Here is an 18,634-nt window from a genome sequence, read left to right as displayed (position 1 = left end):
GGAGGCTTCAACATGGCAATCGTACAACCCAAATCAGTCAAATACCGGGTGTGGGTAACCCACCTGGTCATGTGGGGCTTCCTGGCGCTGATCATCTTCCCGTTGATCATGGTTATCGCCATCTCGTTCCGTAACGGTAACTTCGCGGTAGGGGAGATCATCCCCTCCAATCCGACGCTGGATCACTGGAAGCTGGCGCTGGGCATGTCCATCACCAACGCCGACGGCAGCATCACGCCGCCGCCGTTCCCGGTGCTGACCTGGTTGTGGAACTCCATCAAGATCGCCGGCATCACTGCCCTGATGATCGTGACGCTCTCCACCACCTGTGCTTACGCCTTTGCCCGCCTGCGTTTTCGTGGCAAGTCCACCATCCTGCAGGGCATGCTGATTTTCCAGATGTTCCCGGCGGTGTTGGCGCTGGTAGCCATCTACGCGCTCTTTAACAAGATTGGTGACTACATCCCTTGGCTCGGTCTCAACACCCACGGTGGCCTGATCCTAGCGTACATGGGTGGTATCGCCCTGCACGTCTGGACCATCAAGGGCTACTTCGAGACCATCGACTCCTCCCTGGAGGAGGCTGCGGCCATCGACGGTGCAACCCCGTGGCAGGCATTCCGTCTGATCCTGTTGCCCCTGTCGGTGCCCATCCTGGCGGTAGTGTTTATTCTGGCCTTTATCGGTTCCATTACCGAGGTGCCCATGGCCTCCATCCTGCTGCAGGATGTGAACAATCTGACCCTGGCGGTCGGGGCCCAGCAGTACCTCTATCCGCAGAACTATCTGTGGGGTGATTTCGCGGCGGCCGCAGTGCTCTCCGGTTTCCCCATCACAGTGGTCTTCCTGTTGGCACAGCGCTGGTTGGTTGGCGGTCTGACTGCTGGTGGTGTGAAAGGTTAAGTTTATGGCCGGGGGAGCTGACTCCCCCCGCTATCACGATTTGCAAAGATTCAAGAGCGGAGCTCGTCATGGCTGAAGTAGTACTCAACAACGTTCGCAAAAATTACGATCCGGCTGTTCACAAGGACACCCTGCGCAACATCAACCTCTCCATCAAGGAGGGCGAATTCATCGTCTTCGTCGGCCCGTCCGGCTGCGGTAAATCCACCCTGCTGCGGATGATCGCGGGTCTGGAAGACATCACCAGCGGTGAGCTGACCATCGGCGGTCGCTACATGAACGACGTGCCACCGGTAGAGCGCAACGTCGGCATGGTGTTCCAGTCCTACGCCCTTTATCCGCACATGAACATCTACGAGAACATGGCCTTTGGTCTGAAGCTCAAGAAGATGGACAAAGAGAACATCCACAAGCGGGTGATGCGCGCCGCCGAGATCCTAGGTCTTGAGCCGCTGCTGGACAGAAAGCCCAAGGCGCTCTCCGGTGGTCAGCGTCAGCGGGTCGCCATCGGTCGCTCCATCGTGCAGCAGCCGCAAGTGTTCCTGTTTGACGAACCGCTCTCCAACCTGGATGCCGCGCTGCGGGTCAAGATGCGGATCGAGATCGCCAAGCTGCACAAAGAGCTTAACTCCACCATCATCTACGTGACCCACGATCAGGTGGAAGCGATGACCCTGGCCGACAAGATTGTTGTGCTGAGCCCGCTCAAGGCCGAGGTTGCCACCAACCTGGAGCAGTTCGGCTCACCGCTGGATCTCTACCACAACCCGGACAACAAGTTCGTGGCGGGCTTTATCGGCTCTCCCAAGATGAACTTCCTGGCGGGCGAGTTGCTGGAGATTGGCGAGCAGGAGTGCTTGGTCAAGTTGACCTCTGGCGATACCGTGCGTGCCCGGGTCGATGCCCGCAGTGGCGCTGTGGGTGACAAGGTGGAGCTGGGCATTCGCCCCGAGCATCTGATGCCGCTGGATCACCCCCATGCACACAGCAAGGTGAGCGGGATCGTGCAGGTGGCCGAGCACCTGGGCGCCGAGTCATTCGTTTATATGGATGTGGATGGTCACGATTTTACCGTCAAGGCCACCTCGGATGTGGATGTGGCGACCGGTCAGACCTACAGCGTGGGTATTCCGGCCGAAGCCTGCTATCTGTTCGATGCCAAGGAGCAGGCGTTCCCCCGTACCGCCAAATATATCCGTACCTGATTTTTGTTGTGCTGGTTTTCCTTTCTTAATAATCAATGCCTTTTTGCCGGTCGTCAGACCGGCTTTTTATTGCCTGCGATTTGAACATGCAGATAGGCAAGGTAACCCGGCTCAAGCCTCGAGTTCGGCGGTAATATCGGGTACAAAGGTTTGGCTGGCCAGCGGCGGGCGCTCATACCCTTCGGTCTTGATGGGGGGGAGCTTGATAGGCTCGTAGTGGATCGCCTCGTAGGGCACCTTGCTCAGCAGATGTGCAATGCAGTTGAGGCGGGCACGGCGTTTGTCATCTGCCTCCACCACGAACCAGGGACAATCCTCGGTGTCGGTGTAGGTGAACATGTCATCCTTGGCGCGGGAGTATTCCACCCAGCGCGAGCGGGACTGCAAATCCATCGGGCTGAATTTCCAGCGCTTGATGGGGGTGTTGATCCGCTCTTTAAAGCGCTTCTCCTGCTCCTCGTCACTGACCGAGAACCAGTATTTGATCAAGGTGATGCCGGAGCGGATCAGCATCCGCTCAAACTCGGGGCAGGCGCGCAGAAACTCGCGATACTCGGCGTCGCTGCAAAATCCCATCACCCGCTCGACTCCGGCCCGGTTGTACCAGGAGCGGTCAAACAGCACCATCTCGCCAGCGGCGGGCAGGTGGGCCACATAACGCTGAAAGTACCACTGGGAGCGTTCCCGATCGGAGGGGGCGGGCAGCGCCGTGACCCGGCAGACCCGGGGGTTGAGCGGCTCGGTGATCGCCTTGATGACGCCCCCTTTACCCGCGGCGTCCCGTCCCTCGAACAGTACCACTACCTTCAATCCCTCCTGCTTGACCCACTCCTGCAGCTTGACCAGCTCCTCCTGCAGATGGGCAAGGTGGTGCTCGTAGCACTTCTTGTCCAGACGTGGCCGCTTCTTGCTCTTGTCCTTCGGCATCTTCTTCTCCTCTTTGAGTCCCTTCTTGCCGTCACTTCAGCTTGCACCAGGGAGAGTCGACTGCCAAGGGGGACGTGATACACTGCCCGCCCATCGCTGGCAACAGGAGATAACATGAAGCATTTTATGGAGATAGCGGGCCGCCGGATGGCCTATCTGGATGAAGGGCAAGGGCCGGTGCTGCTGTTTGGTCATAGCTACCTGTGGGATAGCGCCATGTGGGCGCCGCAAATCGAGGCGCTCAAAGGTAGCTATCGCTGCATCGTTCCCGAGCTGTGGGGCCACGGCGATTCCGATGCACTGCCCGAGGGTGCCTGCACCCTGGCAACCTTGGCGCGCGATCATCTGGCGCTGCTCGATGCCCTCGGGGTCGACGAGTTCGTGCTGGTGGGCCTCTCCATCGGTGGCATGTGGGGTGTGGAGCTGGCGCGCATGGTGCCAAACCGCCTCAAGGGTCTGGTGCTGATGGATAGTTTTGTCGGCCTCGAGCCGCAGATCACCTGCGAGCGCTACCTCGGCATGCTGGCGATGATCGAGCAGCTCGGCACCGTGCCGGCGCCCATCATCGAACAGGTGGCGCCGCTATTTTTTGCCAATCAGCCTGATGAGGCGCTGATGAGTGGCTTCAAGGCGCGTCTGGCCGCTTGGCCAAACGAGAAGATTGCCGCCATGGTGGCGGTGGGCCGCAGCTTTGTGACCCGCGAAGATCGCATCGAGTGGCTGGAAGAGATGACGGTGCCTGCCTTGGTGATGACCGGCTGCGAGGACAAGGCGCGCCCGGTGCTGGAGGGCTATCTGATGGCCGAGGTACTGGGTTGCCCGTTCAGGGAGATCCCGGCAGCCGGCCACATCTCGTCGCTGGAAAATCCGGCCTTCGTCAATCAGCAACTGAGCGAATTTCTGGCAGCGCTGTAAGCCTGAATGGGCAGCCTGAGTAGGCTGTACTACCAGCCTGATGGTCGTGAAAAAGGGAGCCGAGGGCTCCCTTTTGTTTGGTCGTGTCTCACGGTTCAAGACTCATAACTGTTACCAGATATAGCCCAGCGCAAAACCCGCATAGAGCTCGCCATCGTGCTGGACGATGGGGCTGTTTTTGATGTCCCGATCATACCATTCGTAGTTCATGGCAAACATGCCAATCCAGTTGGGGCTGAAGCGGTAGCTGGTGATGAGGGCCGCCATCGGGGATAGGGTGGTACCGGTATCCCAAGCGGGCCGCTGGGCAGTCGCCTCGCTCTCGGAGATGCCGCCGAAGTAGTAGTTGGCCATCTTGTCGCTGCGCAGCATCAGCCCCATCCCCGGCATGATCAGCAGGTTGTCGCGCAGGATGGGGAAGTCGGCCCACAGCAGCAGCTCCTGCCCCTTGCTGCGGCCGGTGACATCGCTGTTGGCACGAACGGTCAGCAGGGCATAGGGGGTGATGATGTTGCCACCGATCCCGCCTTCCAGCTGCCATTTTCGCTGCTCCATACCACTGAAAACGGGCGAGTCCTCGGGATCCAGATTGCCAAAACGGACCCGGCCATAGCCGTAGAGGGCCACGTTATCATCCTTGTGGAAGTAGTAGCGGGCCCGATCCCCCAGAAACATGAACTGGTCGCCAAAATAGATAAAGCCGGGGATGGCGTAGAGGCTGTTATCTTGTGCTTCATAACGGGCCTGCCCCCCGATGAGCGCCGCTCCGGCGACAAAGCCTTGTGGCACCGGACTGGTTGGGCTGTCGCTGGTGAGCAGATCCATGGCGCCCAGATCGATATCGGCACGCGCTGGGAGGGCGGCAGCGAGGAGCAGGGCCGTCAGCCCTGCCGCTCTGATTTGACGAAAAAAGGTCATGGACACTCCGTTGTCACGATTGCAGGGGAAGCCAGTTATTTTGCGGCACTGGGCATCTCTTCACGTTTTGGCCAGGCATTGATCACCGCCTTGACCAGGGTGGCGAGGGGAATGGCGAAGAAGACCCCCCAGAATCCCCACAAGCCGCCAAACACCAGTACGGCGATGATGATGGCCACCGGATGGAGGTTGACCGCTTCCGAGAAGAGCACAGGTACCAGCAGGTTGCCATCGAGGGCCTGAATGACCAGATAGGCCACCATCAGCCAGGCGAACTCGGGGGTGAGCCCCCACTGGAACAGGGCCACCATGGCGACCGGCACAGTCACCACGGCGGCGCCGATATAGGGGATCAGTACCGAGAAGCCGACCGCGACCGCCAGCAGCACCGAGTAGCGCAATCCCATCAGCGCAAAGGGGATATAAGTGGCAATCCCGACGATCAGGATCTCGATCACCTTGCCGCGGATGTAGTTGATGATCTGGTTGTTCATCTCCACCCACACCCGGTTGACCAGGGTGCGGTTGCGCGGCAGAAAGCGGCGCAGGCTGCCCATCAGTACCCGCTTGTCTTTGAGCATAAAGAAGACCATCAGCGGTACCAGAATGAGGTAGATCATGATGGCAACCACGTTGACCAGCGAGCTGAGGGAGGCGCTCACCAGATGCTCGCCGCCACTGAGGATACGCTGGCGAATATTATCGATGACGGTCTCCACCAGACTGACGTCGATGAGCTCGGGGTAGCGGTCGGGCAGGGTGCGCACATAATCCTGAGCGTGGGTCAGCATGGCGGGCGCCTCTTTGGCCAGATTGATCCCCTGACTCACCAGCGTCGGGATAAGACCCAGCAAGGAGGCCACAGCCACCGCAATAAAGAGGATCAGGATGATGCTGGTGGCCAGGGTGCGCGACAGCCCCGCTTTTTGCAGCCGGGCGACCGGCCACTCCAGCAGGTAGGCCATTACCAGTGCCACCAGCAGGGGGGCCAGCAGATCGCCAAACAGCCAGATGATGGCAAAGCAGAACACCAGCAACAGGAACAGGGTAACGGCATCGGGATCGGAAAAACGGGTCTGATACCAGCGCTTCAATACTTCTAACATGACGGCATCCTTACATCACTGGGGCTCAAGATGGTTGTTTCGCCCCGACAACCAACTGCAAAGAGAGGGTATTGTCCGGTTGTTGCTGCATCTCGACATGGTGGCCCTGACGGTGCAGATAGGCCGGAATATCCTGCCGCGAGCCCGCATCGGCCAGCCGGATGGTGACGGTTTGACCGCTTTGGGCCTTCCTTAACCAGAGCTTGAGCCGGATCAGCGGCTCGGGGCAACGCCAGGGGGTCAGGTCGAGAACTTCCATGGGGGCTCCATCAGGCAGGTGGCCGCTATTATGGCCGTGATAAGAGCGTGAAACAACGCTTGTAGCCCTTGATGGGCAAGGGTATTCTGCCGAGGCCCTTTCTGATGGAGATAGAGATAACGTGGCACGCTTTTCCCCCCTGATGGCATCGCTTCCCCTGCTGGCTTCCCTGATGGGCGCCACGTTTCATGCCGAGGCCAACAATCAGCTTCCCGACATCGGCACGGCCGGGGTGGCGGCCCTGCCCATCGAGCAGGAAGTGCGTTACGGCAACGCTTTTATGCGCTTTGCTCGTGCGGGTTTGCCGATCATCGATGATCCGGTGCTGAGCCAGTACATTGACGATCTGGGTCAGCGACTGCTGACCAACGCCGATGGGGTGCGTTTCCCGTTTACCTTCTTCCTCATCAATGATCCCAGCATCAACGCGGCCGCTTTCCTCGGCGGGCGAGTCAAGGTGCACACCGGCCTCTTCCTCTACGCCGACAGCGAGAGCGAGCTGGCCTCGGTACTGGCCCACGAAATCACCCATGTGACTCAGCGCCATATCGCCCGTTACATGGAGGCGCAGGCGAGCAGCTCTGCAGTGACCCTGGCCGGTCTGGTGGGCTCCATCGCGCTGGCGGTGATCAACCCGACTGCCGGTATCGCCGCGCTGCAGACTACGCTGGGCCTCTCCATGCAGTCGGCCATCAACTACACCCGCGACAACGAATATGAAGCGGATCGCATCGGCATGAAGACCCTCTATGATGCCGGTTTCGACCCCATGGGGATGGCCAACTTCTTCCAGAAACTGGCTGCCGAATACCGTTACGCCAGCAAGCCGCCGGAAATGCTGCTCACTCACCCGCTGCCGGAGACCCGGATCAGCGAGGCCCGCGCTCGGGCGGGCAGCTATGGCCGCCGCGACTTGCCGCCCAGCCTCGACTTCTGGCTGGCCAAGGTGCGGATTCAGGTGCGTTTTGGTACAGATACCCCGCAGGGGCTGCTGAGCTACTTCGATACCCGGATCCAGAAGGGGGATTACCCGCTCAAGGATGCCGCAATCTATGGCAAGGCGCTGGCGCTGATCCAGCTCAAGCGCACCGACGAGGCTGATACCCTGATGCAGGAGCTGGCGGCCCGTCATCCGGAAGATCTCTTTATCGTCGATGCCCAGACTGACATCGATCTGGCCAAGGGGCGCAGTGCCCAGGCCATTGCGCGCCTCGAGAAGTTCCGCAGCCGGATGCCGGACAACGAAGTGGTGGTGGTCAATCTCGGCAACGCCTACCTCGAGAGCGGCAACTACAAGAAGTCCATCGCCATCCTTGACCCCTATGCCCGTGCCCACGAGGAGAACAATCTGGCCTGGAACCTGCTGGCTGATGCCTATCGCAAGGCGGGCAGAATGACCGAGCTGCATATGGCGCGGGCCGAGATGCTCTCGCTGCGCGGGGATTATCAGGCAGCCATCGACGAACTGATCGTGGCGCGCGGTACCACTAGCGACCGGATGACCCTGGCTCGTCTGGAGGCGCGCATCACCGAGCTGGAGCGGGCCAAGAAGGATCTCGACAGCCTCAAGGGCTAACGAAACCTGGCATTGACCTATCAAACAAGGGCGCACCACGGTGCGCCCTTGTTGTTTATGGCGGTGGCGTGATGTACATGACGGTGATAGCAGCGATGGGCTAGTGACTCATGCTGCTGGCGGTCGCCTTGAGCATCTCGATCTGCTGCTGGTCGAGCTCGCCGACCAGCGTTTGCTTGAGCTTGCCCTCGCTATCAAGCAGATAGCTGGTGGGCAGGCCGCTTGGGCGAGGGAAGGGAAGCTTGGCATCTTCATTGGCAATAAGGAGGGGCACCTTGATGTGATACTGCGCAGCCAGCTTGTTCAGCTCTGCTGGGGTGGTCGGGTCGTAGTTGATGGCCACCACGGTGATCTGGCCTTCTGCCGCCAGCGCGTTGAGGCGCGGCATCTCCCGCAGGCAGGGGGCACACCAGGGGGCGAAGTAGTTGACCAGCAGCGGCTTGCCGGCAAAGTGGCGCAGGCTGACCGACTGCCCTGTTGCATCGGTAAATTCGGGGGCAGGTGTGCATGCGCCCAGCAGGCCAGCCACAATCAGCCAACAAATTCGTTTCAATTCCTTTCCACTGCCGCTTACCCTGACCATCACTTTCCCCTACAATAGCGCCGTTTCTAGTCCCATCTTGCGATTAATCAGGGAGTTACCATGAGCGAGACCCAAATCTACCACAATCCGCGCTGCTCCAAGAGTCGCGAAACCCTGGCTCTGCTGGAACAGCACGGGATCGCCCCTGATGTGGTGCTCTATCTGGAGCAGGCCCCGAGCGAAGATGAGATCCGCAACCTGCTCTCTCTGCTCGGCTTTAACGATCCGCGCCAGCTGATGCGCACCAAGGAGGATCTCTACAAGGAGCTGGGATTGGCCGATGTCAGCAGTGATGCCCTTATTAGCGCCATGCACCAGCATCCCAAGCTGATCGAGCGCCCCATTGTCATCAAGAATGGTCAGGCCCGCATTGGTCGGCCGCCGGAGCAGGTGCTGGAGATCCTCAAGTGAGCACCCGCTTTGCCCGTCTGCTGACGCTGGTCGGCTTTTTTGGTCTGCTGGGCTGGGTCATCCTCTGGCATCTGTGGCTATCACCCCATCCGGACCTCAACCCCTGGCTGCTGCCGGTGATCTGGACGGTGCCGCTGCTCTTCCCTCTCAAGGGGATAGTGCAGGGCAACCCCTACACCCACGCCTGGGGCAACTTCGTGTTGATGCCCTATTTCCTGCACGCCCTCACCCTGATCACCACGGATGAGGGGGAGCGGTGGCTGGCGGTGGTGGAGCTGGTCTTCACCACCATCGCCTTTGTCGGCACCATCTATTACGCCCGACTGCGTGGTCGCGAACTTGGCTTAAGCATTCGCAAAAAGAAAGACGAAGCCAACTGATGACAAACGCCCCGCAAGGGGCGTTTTTTATGGGGAAGCTGCTTTATCCAGAGGGATCACTGTGCCCCTTGGGCTGCCCGATATTGGGCCAGCTGCTGCTGGCTAAAGTCCATCAGCGCGGGATAGAAGCGCAGAAATCCCGCCTCGCATGTTTGCCACTGCGATTCATCGAGGAGTTGCAGCGCCTCTCCCAGTGGTACCGGGCGGCGCAGTCGGCGACCGATGCCATTCAGCGCTTGCCCCAGCCCCTCCCTGTGGCGGTAGGAGGCGAGCCAGTTCTGCTCGGCCATCCGTTTGAGGGGGAGTGGCAGTCCGTCCGGCAGGCGTGGGTGATCGGCCAATAGCTGGTCATAACTGCGTTGCAGGAAGCGGGGCAGGGGTTCGGTACTGACCAGCTCCCAGTGCTGGCTCAGCCAGTGGTCGTAGATCATATCCACCACTATGCCGCCAAAGCGGCGCCAGGGAGCCTCGAAACAGGCGACGGCCGCCTTGTGCTCGGGGTGGCTGTCGGTGAAGGCATCAATTTTGCGGTGCAGCCAGATCCCCTCATCGAAGTGGGCGGCAAGCCCCGTGGGCAGCGTGCCTTTGACGAAATCGCCGAGCAGATTGCCGGTGAGGGAGCTTCGGGTGTGGGCAGCCAGATGGAGATGGGCCAGAAAATTCATCGGTCGCTGTGGGTCTGTTATGGGATGGCAAGGTGCTTCGAGCCTAACGGATCCCGCCCGCCTTGACCATGTCGGGATTTTGCTACTGCCTGGCGGCTGCCTCTTGCCGGGCAAAATTCGGGCGTGCTAAGGTGATTCCATCTTTGTCACAGGACGCGACAAACCACCATGATGCGCAAAGCCAGAGGCTTTTTTCTGGCCTTCTACTTCAAGCCTTTCTATCTCTCCGAGTGGTTCGACGAATAGATCGAACCTCTGGAGCAGTTCACTGACGCCCGCTCGGGCGTGATCTCGCTCATCCAGATTTTGCCGCTTTTGGTCATCGCATGCATTCGCCTGCGGTGCATTGTCCGCGCTTGTGCGCTTTTTATGTAATGGAGTACACATGATGAAGATCAGACTGACCCTCTCAGCCCTGTTTGTTGCCAGCCTGCTGGCCACCCCCGCCATGGCCAAGGAGTGGAAAACCGTGCGTTTCGGGGTGGAGGGGGCCTACCCGCCCTTCTCCTGGACCGATGCGTCGGGCGAGATCAAGGGGTTTGATATCGATCTCGCCAACGCCCTTTGTAAGCAGATGGCGGTCAAGTGCGAGCTGGTGGCGCAGGATTGGGACGGCATGATCCCGGCCCTGCTGTCGCGCAAATACGACGCCATCATCGCCGCCATGTCGATCACCGACGAGCGGCGCCAGAAGGTCGATTTCACCGAGAAATATGCCCATATTCCCAATCGCTTTGTGGCGGCCAAGGGAACCGAGCTGACGCTGACCTCGGAAGGCATGGCGGGCAAGCGCATCGGGGTGCAGCGTGCCACCACCCACGACAAGTACCTGACCGACAATTTTGGCTCGAATGTCACCATCGTCCGCTACGGCAATGCCGATGAGGCCTATCTCGATCTGAAAGCGGGTCGGGTGCTGGCCCTGCTGGCCGATGCCTCTGCCATCGAGCAGGGGCTGCTTGGCAAAGAGGGGGGCGACAAGTTCGACTATGTGGGGCCCGCCCTGACCGATCGCCAGTGGTTTGGTGATGGTATGGGGATCGCCGTGCGCAAGAGCGATAAGGAGCTCAAGGGCAAGCTGGACGAGGCGATCAAGGCCCTGCGTGCCAATGGTACCTATCAGCAGATCAACCAGAAGTACTTCAAGTACGATATATATGGTGGTTGACGGGGGGAGGGAGCTTGCTCCCTCTCTTTTCATTGGGCAAGCGACAATCGTGCAAGGAGGATCGCCATGTTGACCCTGATCGAGGGAGCCGAGATCTTCAGCCCCACCCACCTTGGCCAGCAGGATCTGCTGGTGGCCGATGGCCGTATCGCCTGGATGGGCAAGGGGTTGACGGTGCCCGCCGACTGGCCGCTGCATCGGGTCGATGGTCGTGGCCGCTATCTGGTGCCCGGGCTGGTGGATCCGCTGGCCCATATCACGGGGGGCGGTGGTGAGGGGGGCTTTGCTTTTCGCACCCCTGAACTCGCGGCCAGCGAGGCGCTTATGGCCGGTGTCACTACCCTGGTGGCGGCGCTTGGCACAGACAGCCTGACCCGCTCCCCCGCGCAGGTGCTCGGCAAGGTGCGCGAGTTTCGCGCCGCCGGGGTGAGCGCCTTTATGTATACCGGCTCCTACCATCTGCCTGTCAAAACTCTGACCGGTACGGTGGAGTCGGACATCATCCTGATCCCCGAGGTATTGGGGGTGGGGGAGGTGGCCATCAGTGACCACAGATCCAGTGCGCCGACCCACGACGAGCTGGCCAGGCTTGCCAGCGAGGCGCGGGTGGCAGGGCTGCTTGCGGGCAAGAGCGGGGTCAGCTTCTTCCATGTCGGGGATGGCAAGGGGGCACTGGCGCCCCTGCGGGCCCTGCGCGATGAGACCGACATTCCGCTGCGCCAACTCTATCCCACTCACTGCAACCGCAACCCCTGGCTCTTTGCCGAGGCCATCGAGTGGGGCAAGGCGGGAGGTTGGGTCGACCTCACCACCTCGAGCTTTCCCGATCTGCTGGAGGATGGCGAGCGGCTTGCCGCCGATGCGCTCCTCGAGCTGTTGGCCGCCAGTGTGCCTGCCGAGCGCATCACCTTCAGTTCGGATGCCAACGCCAGCCTGCCGCGCTTTGATGGCGAAGGGCGGCTAATCGAAATGCGCTGTGGCCAGATTGCCAGCCTGTGGCAGCAGTGCGTGCGCGCGACCCGGCTCGGTGTCTCGCTGGAGAGGGCGTTGGCCGTGGTGACAAGCAATCCGGCGCAGGCGCTGGGGCTCTGCAGCAAGGGCCGTATCGGGGTCGGGCAGGATGCGGATCTGCTGCTGGTGCACGACCGGACGTTTGCTATCGAAAGGGTGATGAGTGGCGGCCTGTGGCGCGAATAAGGCTGCGGGTAATATCGCAGCCAGTGCGAGTGCGTGGTGGCTCCAAACAGCAAAAGCCCGACAACAAGGTCGGGCTTTTTTATCTGCAATGTGGAAATCAGGCTTAGAGCGCCAGAAACCCAAGGATCAGGATGGGGCCGAGCAGGCTCAGGATAAAGCCGGAGACAATGGCCACCGGCACCACCTGAATGCCCCCTGATTTCTGGATAACCGGCAAGGTGAAGTCAAGCGCCGTGGCGCCGCCATAGCCAATGGCGGCAGAGGGGTGATGGCGCATCAGCACCGGGATGATCAGAATGGCGATAAGCTCACGCCCAAGATCGTTGATAAAGGCAGCAGAACCGAGCACCGGCCCCAGTTTGTCGGCCACCAGAATGCCGGAGAGCGAATACCAGCCGAAGCTCGAGCTCATCGCCAGACCATGGGTAAAGGGCATACCCAGCAACTGGGCCGCCAGCAGGCTGCCCAGCCAGCTGCTGAGGATGACGGTGGCGGCTATCTTCATCCCCCAGGGGTTGAGCAGGATCTGGCGCAGCCGCATGCCGGAGTTGCGCATCTGCACCCCGATGAGAAACAGCAGCAGCATCAGGGCCCACTCACTCCACTTGTCGATGGGCAGTGCGCGCAGATCCACCAGTAGACCCAGCAGCACGCCGCCGAGCACCACAAAGCAGAGCTGCAGGGATTCCCACAACAGGTGCAGCTTGCCCGGCATCTTGGCATCGCTCGCCTCGTGGGTCGGCGGCGTGCGCTTGTCGAGCCACCAGAGGGCCAGCAGGTTGCAGAGCGTGATCGCGGTGAGCATCACCCCGGCGACCTTGAAGATCACCGCTAGATTGCTGCCCAGGTTCTCCACATAGGCAAGCCCGAGCCCCATCAGAAATAGAATGAGGTAGACCATCTTGCCCAGACTCTGGTTGACCAGCTTGATCAGCCGGGCAGAGGAGAGGGGAATCAGATAGCCGATTGCCAGTGGCAACAGGATCAGCAACACATTGAGCAGCATCGAGGCCTCGATCACAAAAACTGATAAAAACACCACCTTATCATTACTTATTGGCTCTGTGTCACATATCTCTCGCTTTCATGGCCAAAAACAGCCCTTTTAGGGGCGGATTGTTACTTTTTTGCCACAACCTCTCTGTTTGAAAAGGTTCTGTGCGAGCCCGAGTGCACCAATGAAATCAAGTTGATCCAATCGGGGTGCCGATATTTCGCTCGGCAAGGGGGTGCATAAAGCCATTTTGGTGCCGGTTTGGCATACATCACGCTTTTCTCTTGCCACTGATATGATTGGGGTATAAAAAGGCGGTATCGGAACAGCCATTGAAACGGCTGTTTATGCAAACAAAGTGCTGAAAAATACGCAAAGAGCGAATAAAAATAGAGCGAATCCTCTGAAGACCCTCGTTCTGTATTGTTTTTTCACTATCCGGGTGATATTTTCGCTGAAGGTTGCCATCGGTTAACTTTTTGTTAAATGGACGATGGTTGAGTCACGCCCCTGCGGCGTCTAGGGACAGACAAGGTTGTAATGGATGAGCGACGTTGCCGCACTGGAAGTACGTGATCTGCACAAATATTTTGGCACCCACGAAGTGCTCAAGGGCATCGACATGACCGCCCACAAGGGGGATGTGATCTCCCTTATCGGCTCCTCCGGCTCGGGGAAGTCGACCTTTCTTCGCTGTATCAATCTGCTTGAAACCCCCTCATCCGGCACCGTCTCGCTCCATGGCGAGTTGATCCGGATGAAAACCAGCCGCGCCGGCGAGCGGTTGCCCGAGGATATGCGTCAGGTGGAGCGGATCCGCAGCCGACTGGCCATGGTGTTTCAAAGTTTCAATCTCTGGTCACACATGACCATCATGCAGAACATCATCGAAGTGCCGATCCAGGTGCTCAAGGTGCCTCGCGCCGAAGCACTGGCCAAGGCAGAGCAACTGCTCAACCGGGTTGGACTCTGGGAGCGGCGCGACTACTATCCCGGTCACCTCTCCGGTGGTCAGCAGCAGCGGGCCGCCATTGCCCGTGCGCTGGCGGTAGAGCCCGAGGTGATGCTGTTTGACGAACCCACCTCGGCGCTGGATCCCGAGCTGGTGGGAGAAGTACTTGGCCTGATGCGCGAGCTGGCCGAAGAGGGACGCACCATGCTGGTGGTGACCCACGAGATGTCGTTTGCCCGGGATGTATCGAACAAGGTGATGTTTCTGCATCAGGGGCGGGTGGAAGAGGAGGGCAACCCCAAGGAGATTTTCGCCCATCCCAAATCCGAGCGGTTCAAGCAATTCATCTCCTCCATCTACTGATGGCGGGATGCCTGGTTACCCAATCAACTGTTTTATCAAGGAGAGATACATGAACAAGCTGATGCTGGCGACAGCCGTAGTCACTGCCCTCGCGTCCGGTAGCCTGATGGCCAAGGAGTGGAAAGAGGTCCGGATCGGGGTTGAGGGTGCCTATCCCCCCTTCTCCTGGACCGAGCCCAGTGGCGAGGTGAAAGGCTTTGATATCGACATCGCCAACGCCCTGTGCGAAGAGATGAAAGTGAAGTGCACCCTGGTCAAGCAGGACTGGGACGGCATCATTCCGGCGCTGCTGTCACGCAAGTTTGACGCCATTATCGCCACCATGGACATCACCGAAGAGCGCAAGAAGAAGGTGGACTTCACCCAGAAGTACCAGCACATTCCGGCCCGCTTTGCCGCCAAGAAGGGCACTGATGTGCAGCTCGACAAAGCCTTTATGGAAGGCAAGTCCGTCGCGGTGCAGCGTGCGACCTCCATGGATACCTTTATTACCGACAACTTCCCCAACGCCACCATCAAGCGTTACGGTACGGCCGATGAAGCCTATCTCGATCTGAAATCCGGTCGTGTGGACTATGTGCTGGCCGACTCTGCCGCCATCACCGACGGTCTGCTGAAGAAAGAGGGGGGTGATGCCTTTGAATTCGTCGGCCCTAAACTGACCGATCCCAAGTGGTTTGGCGAGGGTGCCGGTATTGCGGTGCGCAAGGCTGACAAGGATCTGAAAGAGAAATTCAACGCCGCCATTCTGGCGCTGCGTGCCAACGGCAAGTACAAGGAAATCAACGACAAGTACTTCGAGTTCGACGTTTACGGAGAGTAAAACAAAGAGACGTTTACGGCGAGTAAGTCCAAAAACGTCTACGGCAAGTAACGACAGGTTGATCCCGTCAGTAGTCATCGGGCCCGTCACCTCCCTGAGGGAGTTTACGGGCCCGCATTGATTGCAATGGAGCTGCACATATTTCATTCGGACTGCTATGGAGCCTTCTGGTTAGCAGGTGCGTGAAGATTCAGTGGCGATGGAGCTGCATATGTTTGATTTGAAAGGATACGAAGCCTCGCTGCTGGAGGGCGCCTGGGTCACCCTGGAAGTGGCGCTGGCCTCCCTGCTGCTGGCGTTGCTGCTGGGGATGCTGGGGGCGCTGGCCAAACTCTCTCCCTACAAGTGGGCCAGGGCCATCGCCACCGGCTACACCACCATCATTCGCGGCATCCCCGATCTGGTGCTGATGATGCTGCTCTTCTTTGGCGGCCAGGTGCTGATCAACGGTATCTGCACCTGGGTCAACGAGACTTACAACAGCTGGTTACTGGAGAGTAATCCCAATCAGGAGTGGGTCTCCCTGCTTCCGGACTATATCGACATCAGCCCCTTTGTGGCCGGTGTCGCGACCATAGGCTTTATCTTCGGCGCCTACATGACCGAGACCTTTCGCGGCGCCATTCTGGCGGTGGACAAAGGTGAGCTGGAGGCCGCACGGGCCTTTGGCATGCGGGCAACCCAGGTGTTTGTGCGGATCCTCTTCCCCCAGATGATGCGCCACGCTCTGCCGGGGTTTGGCAACAACTGGCTGGTGCTGCTGAAAACCACCGCGCTGGTCTCCATCATCGGCCTCGATGACATGGTGCGCAAAGCCTCGCTAGCGGCGGGCTCGACCCAGCAACCCTTCACCTTCTACATGGCGGTGGCGTTAATTTTCCTGATCTTCACCGCAGTCTCCACCTCGGCGCTCAAGTGGGCCGAGCGTCACTATGCCATCAAGACGAGGTAAGCCATGGATTTCTCAATCATTCTCAAAGAGTGGCCCACCTACTGGGAGGGGCTCTATACCACCGTCTGGCTGGTGGCCCTCTCTCTGATCCTTGGGTTGATGCTGGCGGTGCCCATGGGCATCCTGCGCAACAGCCGCAACTGGCTGATCAAGGGGCCGATCTGGGCCTATATCTACTTCTTTCGCGGCACCCCGCTGCTGGTGCAGCTCTTTATCATCTACTACGGCGCCGCCCAGTGGGAGTGGCTGAAGAACAGTGCCGCCTGGTCGCTCTTCTCCGAAGCCTGGTTCTGTGCGCTGCTGGCCTTTACCCTCAATACCGCCGCCTATACCGCCGAGATCGTGCGCGGGGCGGTACACAATATGCCGCGTGGCCAGATTGAGGCAGCCAACGCCTTTGGCATGACCCGCTGGCAGACCCTGACCCGGATCATTTTGCCCAACTCGTTTCGTCGGGCACTGCCAGCTTACAGCAACGAGGTGATCTTCATGCTGCAGGGCTCGGCGGTGGCGGGCATCATCACCATCGTCGATCTGACCGGCGCGGCGCGGATCATCAACTCCCGCTACTACAGTCCGTTCGAGGCGTTTTTGACCGCAGGGCTGCTCTATATGCTGCTCACCTTTGTCATCGTCTGGCTGTTCAAGAAGTGGGAAGCGCGCTGGCACGCCCACCTGCGCCCGCGCAATGTGTAAGGTGTGATCTGCCAAGATGGCCGAAAATGGCCCCGCCTGTTGCAGGCGGGGTCATTTTTTATCTTTATGCTCCGCCCGTCCGGTTTGCCAAATGGCGGACGAGCAGGGAGAATGCAGCACTCCCGAGCGCCGCCAACTGTTGGCTGCGTGCTTTATCCCCCAGTTCCCGAGGTTTTATGTACCGGATATTGTTTGAGCATCCCGCTTTCCTGGTTATCGACAAGCAGCCCGGCATCGGCATGCATGACGAGAAGGGCGACTGGGAGTCGGTCAATCCGGGACTGGTCAATCGCGTGAAGGCCGATACCGGGCTCACCCTCTATCCGGTGCACCGGCTCGACAAGATGACCTCCGGCCTGGTGCTGCTGGCCCGCACCACAGAGGCGAACCGTGAGCTGAGCATGGCTTTTGCGGCCCGTGAGGTGAGCAAGCAGTATCTGGCGCTCTCCGATCGTAAACCGAAGAAGAAGCAGGGCTGGGTGAAGGGGGATATGCAAAAGGGGCGTGGCGGCAGCTGGATGCTGGTGCGCACGCTGGAAAACCCCGCCATCAGCTGGTTCGATTCGGTGTCGGTGCGCGAGGGGCTGCGGCTCTATCGCATCAAGCCTCAGACCGGCAAAACCCACCAGATCCGGGTTGCCCTCAAAAGCATCGGCGCCCCCATTCTCGGGGATGAGCGCTATGGCGGCACGCCAGCCGATCGCGGCTATCTGCACGCCTGGCGACTGAGTTTTACGCTGGCGGGCGATCCATTCGATTTTGTCTGCCCGCCCGATGTGGGGAGTGAATTTGTCACCCCCGAGCTCATGGCCGCCATCGCAGCCCTTGCGCCCTGATGCTGATGCGCCCAGCGTCTGACGCCATTATCCATTCAGCGAAAGAGCGTGATCCTGACGGGGGCACTCCGCGCTGGATCCTGGCCGACTTTGACGACACCCTGGCTCCCGGCGACAGCCACGCCGGTCTGCTGCGCTATATCCTGCGCCGCCGGATCTGGCCGCTGTTGCTGTTGCCGGTGATTGCGCTGGGTGGTTTGGTCTATTTGTTGCCAAGTCAGCTGCTACCCAGCCAGCGGCGGCGCGGTATCTCCCTTATCTGGTGGGCCATCACGTTGGGGCTTTCCCCTTTGGGCTGGCGCAAGCTGGTGCGTGCCTACTGCCGCACCAGGCCGGGGTTGTATCGCCAAGCTCGCGAATTGCTGCAACACGAGGGGGCGCGCTGCTGGGTGATCTCCGCCAGTCCCTGCGCGCTGGTGCGAGCCCAGCTCTATCAGCAACTGCCCGGCCAGTTGCCCCACCGGATCATTGGCTCGCAGATGCACTACCGTTTTGGCGGCCTGATGCCGCGCTTCTACTGCCACGGTCAGCACAAGCTGCTGCCGGAGATCTGCGCCCTCGATGCCGAGCTGGCCTTGAGCGACAGCCTGCACGATCTTCCGCTGCTGGGGTTGGGGAAAGAGGCGTGGTTGATCAATCCGACACCTGTGCGACTGCAAAAGGCCCGGGCCTGCTTGCCCCATCTGATGGTCAAAAACTGGCAACTGTAAGGCAAAGCTGACAGCCATGCGGGTCGTCACCGTTTGATCCGCAAGGCTGCAGCTTGAATGTCACAATCCATTTACATTCTTTGCTGCCAGCTGCG

General features: G+C 59.8%; 21 protein-coding genes. 14 read left to right on the top strand and 7 right to left on the bottom strand.

The genetic code is table 11. The features are described from left to right. Nucleotides 1–12: 12 nt before the first annotated feature. Both malG and G5221_RS19070 read left to right on the top strand, forming a co-directional pair. Nucleotides 13–903, top strand: coding sequence for a maltose ABC transporter permease MalG (gene malG / locus G5221_RS19075; RefSeq protein ID WP_421263725.1), 891 nt, complete (start codon nt 13–15; stop codon nt 901–903). A 68-nt stretch (nt 904–971) separates the two neighbouring features. Continuing rightward, nucleotides 972–2,108: an ABC transporter ATP-binding protein gene (locus tag G5221_RS19070; RefSeq protein WP_421263724.1), complete on the top strand. Its 1,137-nt coding sequence runs from the start codon at nt 972–974 to the stop codon at nt 2,106–2,108. A gap of 111 nt (nt 2,109–2,219) precedes the next feature. On the opposite strand, the gene ppk2 is transcribed toward G5221_RS19070, so the two are convergent. After that, nucleotides 2,220–3,035, bottom strand: coding sequence for a polyphosphate kinase 2 (gene ppk2, locus G5221_RS19065; protein ID WP_139442065.1), 816 nt, complete (start codon nt 3,033–3,035; stop codon nt 2,220–2,222). A gap of 114 nt (nt 3,036–3,149) precedes the next feature. Between ppk2 and G5221_RS19060 the strand changes: the two genes are divergently transcribed. Then, on the top strand, nt 3,150–3,950 hold the full coding sequence (locus G5221_RS19060; protein WP_421263723.1) for an alpha/beta fold hydrolase: 801 nt from the start codon (nt 3,150–3,152) through the stop codon (nt 3,948–3,950). A gap of 111 nt (nt 3,951–4,061) precedes the next feature. Here the strand turns inward: G5221_RS19060 and G5221_RS19055 are convergent, their stop codons facing one another. The 3 genes from G5221_RS19055 to G5221_RS19045 are packed head-to-tail and all read right to left on the bottom strand — an operon-like array spanning nt 4,062 to nt 6,233. Then, the gene (locus tag G5221_RS19055; protein WP_113739277.1) at nt 4,062–4,868 is read right to left on the bottom strand and encodes a MipA/OmpV family protein; all 807 of its coding nucleotides are present in this window, start codon (nt 4,866–4,868) and stop codon (nt 4,062–4,064) included. Nucleotides 4,869–4,903: 35 nt separating this feature from the next. Beyond that, nucleotides 4,904–5,974 carry an AI-2E family transporter gene (locus G5221_RS19050; protein WP_421263722.1) on the bottom strand — a complete coding sequence of 357 codons (1,071 nt, stop codon included), beginning with the start codon at nt 5,972–5,974 and terminating at the stop codon, nt 4,904–4,906. A gap of 25 nt (nt 5,975–5,999) precedes the next feature. Beyond that, nucleotides 6,000–6,233, bottom strand: coding sequence for a sulfurtransferase TusA family protein (locus G5221_RS19045; RefSeq protein WP_040066499.1), 234 nt, complete (start codon nt 6,231–6,233; stop codon nt 6,000–6,002). A gap of 121 nt (nt 6,234–6,354) precedes the next feature. On the opposite strand from G5221_RS19045, the gene G5221_RS19040 reads away from it, so the two are divergent. Next, nucleotides 6,355–7,809, top strand: coding sequence for a M48 family metalloprotease (locus tag G5221_RS19040; protein WP_367948260.1), 1,455 nt, complete (start codon nt 6,355–6,357; stop codon nt 7,807–7,809). A 100-nt stretch (nt 7,810–7,909) separates the two neighbouring features. On the opposite strand, the gene G5221_RS19035 is transcribed toward G5221_RS19040, so the two are convergent. Further along, nucleotides 7,910–8,392 carry a TlpA family protein disulfide reductase gene (locus G5221_RS19035; RefSeq protein WP_236283215.1) on the bottom strand — a complete coding sequence of 161 codons (483 nt, stop codon included), beginning with the start codon at nt 8,390–8,392 and terminating at the stop codon, nt 7,910–7,912. Nucleotides 8,393–8,452: 60 nt separating this feature from the next. Here G5221_RS19035 and arsC point away from each other — a divergent pair, with 60 nt between their 5' ends. Both arsC and G5221_RS19025 read left to right on the top strand, forming a co-directional pair. Next, nucleotides 8,453–8,803 carry an arsenate reductase (glutaredoxin) gene (arsC, locus tag G5221_RS19030; protein WP_304520777.1) on the top strand — a complete coding sequence of 117 codons (351 nt, stop codon included), beginning with the start codon at nt 8,453–8,455 and terminating at the stop codon, nt 8,801–8,803. Further along, nucleotides 8,800–9,183: a DUF2069 domain-containing protein gene (locus G5221_RS19025; protein ID WP_139444289.1), complete on the top strand. Its 384-nt coding sequence runs from the start codon at nt 8,800–8,802 to the stop codon at nt 9,181–9,183. The genes arsC and G5221_RS19025 overlap by 4 nt, the downstream gene beginning before the upstream one ends. A 56-nt stretch (nt 9,184–9,239) precedes the next feature. Here G5221_RS19025 and G5221_RS19020 read toward each other — a convergent pair whose 3' ends face one another. After that, nucleotides 9,240–9,848 carry an ACP phosphodiesterase gene (locus G5221_RS19020; RefSeq protein WP_216962089.1) on the bottom strand — a complete coding sequence of 203 codons (609 nt, stop codon included), beginning with the start codon at nt 9,846–9,848 and terminating at the stop codon, nt 9,240–9,242. Nucleotides 9,849–10,233: 385 nt separating this feature from the next. On the opposite strand from G5221_RS19020, the gene G5221_RS19015 reads away from it, so the two are divergent. Together G5221_RS19015 and iadA are read left to right on the top strand one after the other, a co-directional pair. Further along, nucleotides 10,234–11,016, top strand: coding sequence for an ABC transporter substrate-binding protein (locus tag G5221_RS19015; protein WP_407704804.1), 783 nt, complete (start codon nt 10,234–10,236; stop codon nt 11,014–11,016). A gap of 66 nt (nt 11,017–11,082) precedes the next feature. Then, the gene (gene iadA, locus G5221_RS19010; RefSeq protein WP_421263721.1) at nt 11,083–12,213 is read left to right on the top strand and encodes a beta-aspartyl-peptidase; all 1,131 of its coding nucleotides are present in this window, start codon (nt 11,083–11,085) and stop codon (nt 12,211–12,213) included. 103 nt (nt 12,214–12,316) lie between these two features. Here the strand turns inward: iadA and G5221_RS19005 are convergent, their stop codons facing one another. After that, nucleotides 12,317–13,219, bottom strand: a complete 903-nt coding sequence (locus G5221_RS19005) for a lysine exporter LysO family protein (protein ID WP_421263732.1) — start codon at nt 13,217–13,219, stop codon at nt 12,317–12,319. Between the two features lie 532 nt (nt 13,220–13,751). Here G5221_RS19005 and G5221_RS19000 point away from each other — a divergent pair. From G5221_RS19000 to G5221_RS18975, 6 genes are all read left to right on the top strand, one after another. Continuing rightward, the gene (locus G5221_RS19000; protein WP_005337310.1) at nt 13,752–14,522 is read left to right on the top strand and encodes an ABC transporter ATP-binding protein; all 771 of its coding nucleotides are present in this window, start codon (nt 13,752–13,754) and stop codon (nt 14,520–14,522) included. 49 nt (nt 14,523–14,571) lie between these two features. Beyond that, nucleotides 14,572–15,345: an ABC transporter substrate-binding protein gene (locus G5221_RS18995; protein WP_005337307.1), complete on the top strand. Its 774-nt coding sequence runs from the start codon at nt 14,572–14,574 to the stop codon at nt 15,343–15,345. 211 nt (nt 15,346–15,556) lie between these two features. Next, nucleotides 15,557–16,297: an ABC transporter permease gene (locus G5221_RS18990; protein ID WP_005352911.1), complete on the top strand. Its 741-nt coding sequence runs from the start codon at nt 15,557–15,559 to the stop codon at nt 16,295–16,297. Nucleotides 16,298–16,300: 3 nt separating this feature from the next. Beyond that, nucleotides 16,301–16,993 (top strand): ABC transporter permease, encoded by a 693-nt coding sequence (locus G5221_RS18985; protein ID WP_005337302.1) that lies wholly within the window; start codon nt 16,301–16,303, stop codon nt 16,991–16,993. Nucleotides 16,994–17,169: 176 nt separating this feature from the next. Then, nucleotides 17,170–17,829, top strand: coding sequence for a TIGR01621 family pseudouridine synthase (locus G5221_RS18980; protein WP_421263720.1), 660 nt, complete (start codon nt 17,170–17,172; stop codon nt 17,827–17,829). Further along, entirely contained in the window at nt 17,829–18,539 is a 711-nt protein-coding gene (locus G5221_RS18975; protein ID WP_421263719.1) for an HAD family hydrolase, read from the top strand. Before G5221_RS18980 ends, G5221_RS18975 begins: the two co-directional genes overlap by 1 nt. Nucleotides 18,540–18,634 lie beyond the last annotated feature (95 nt).

This window comes from Aeromonas sp. 602200 (assembly GCF_049173895.1).
GTDB lineage: Bacteria > Pseudomonadota > Gammaproteobacteria > Enterobacterales > Aeromonadaceae > Aeromonas > Aeromonas veronii_A.
Note: the sequence above shows the minus strand (reverse complement) of the source record. Positions and strands in the feature narration are given on the sequence as shown.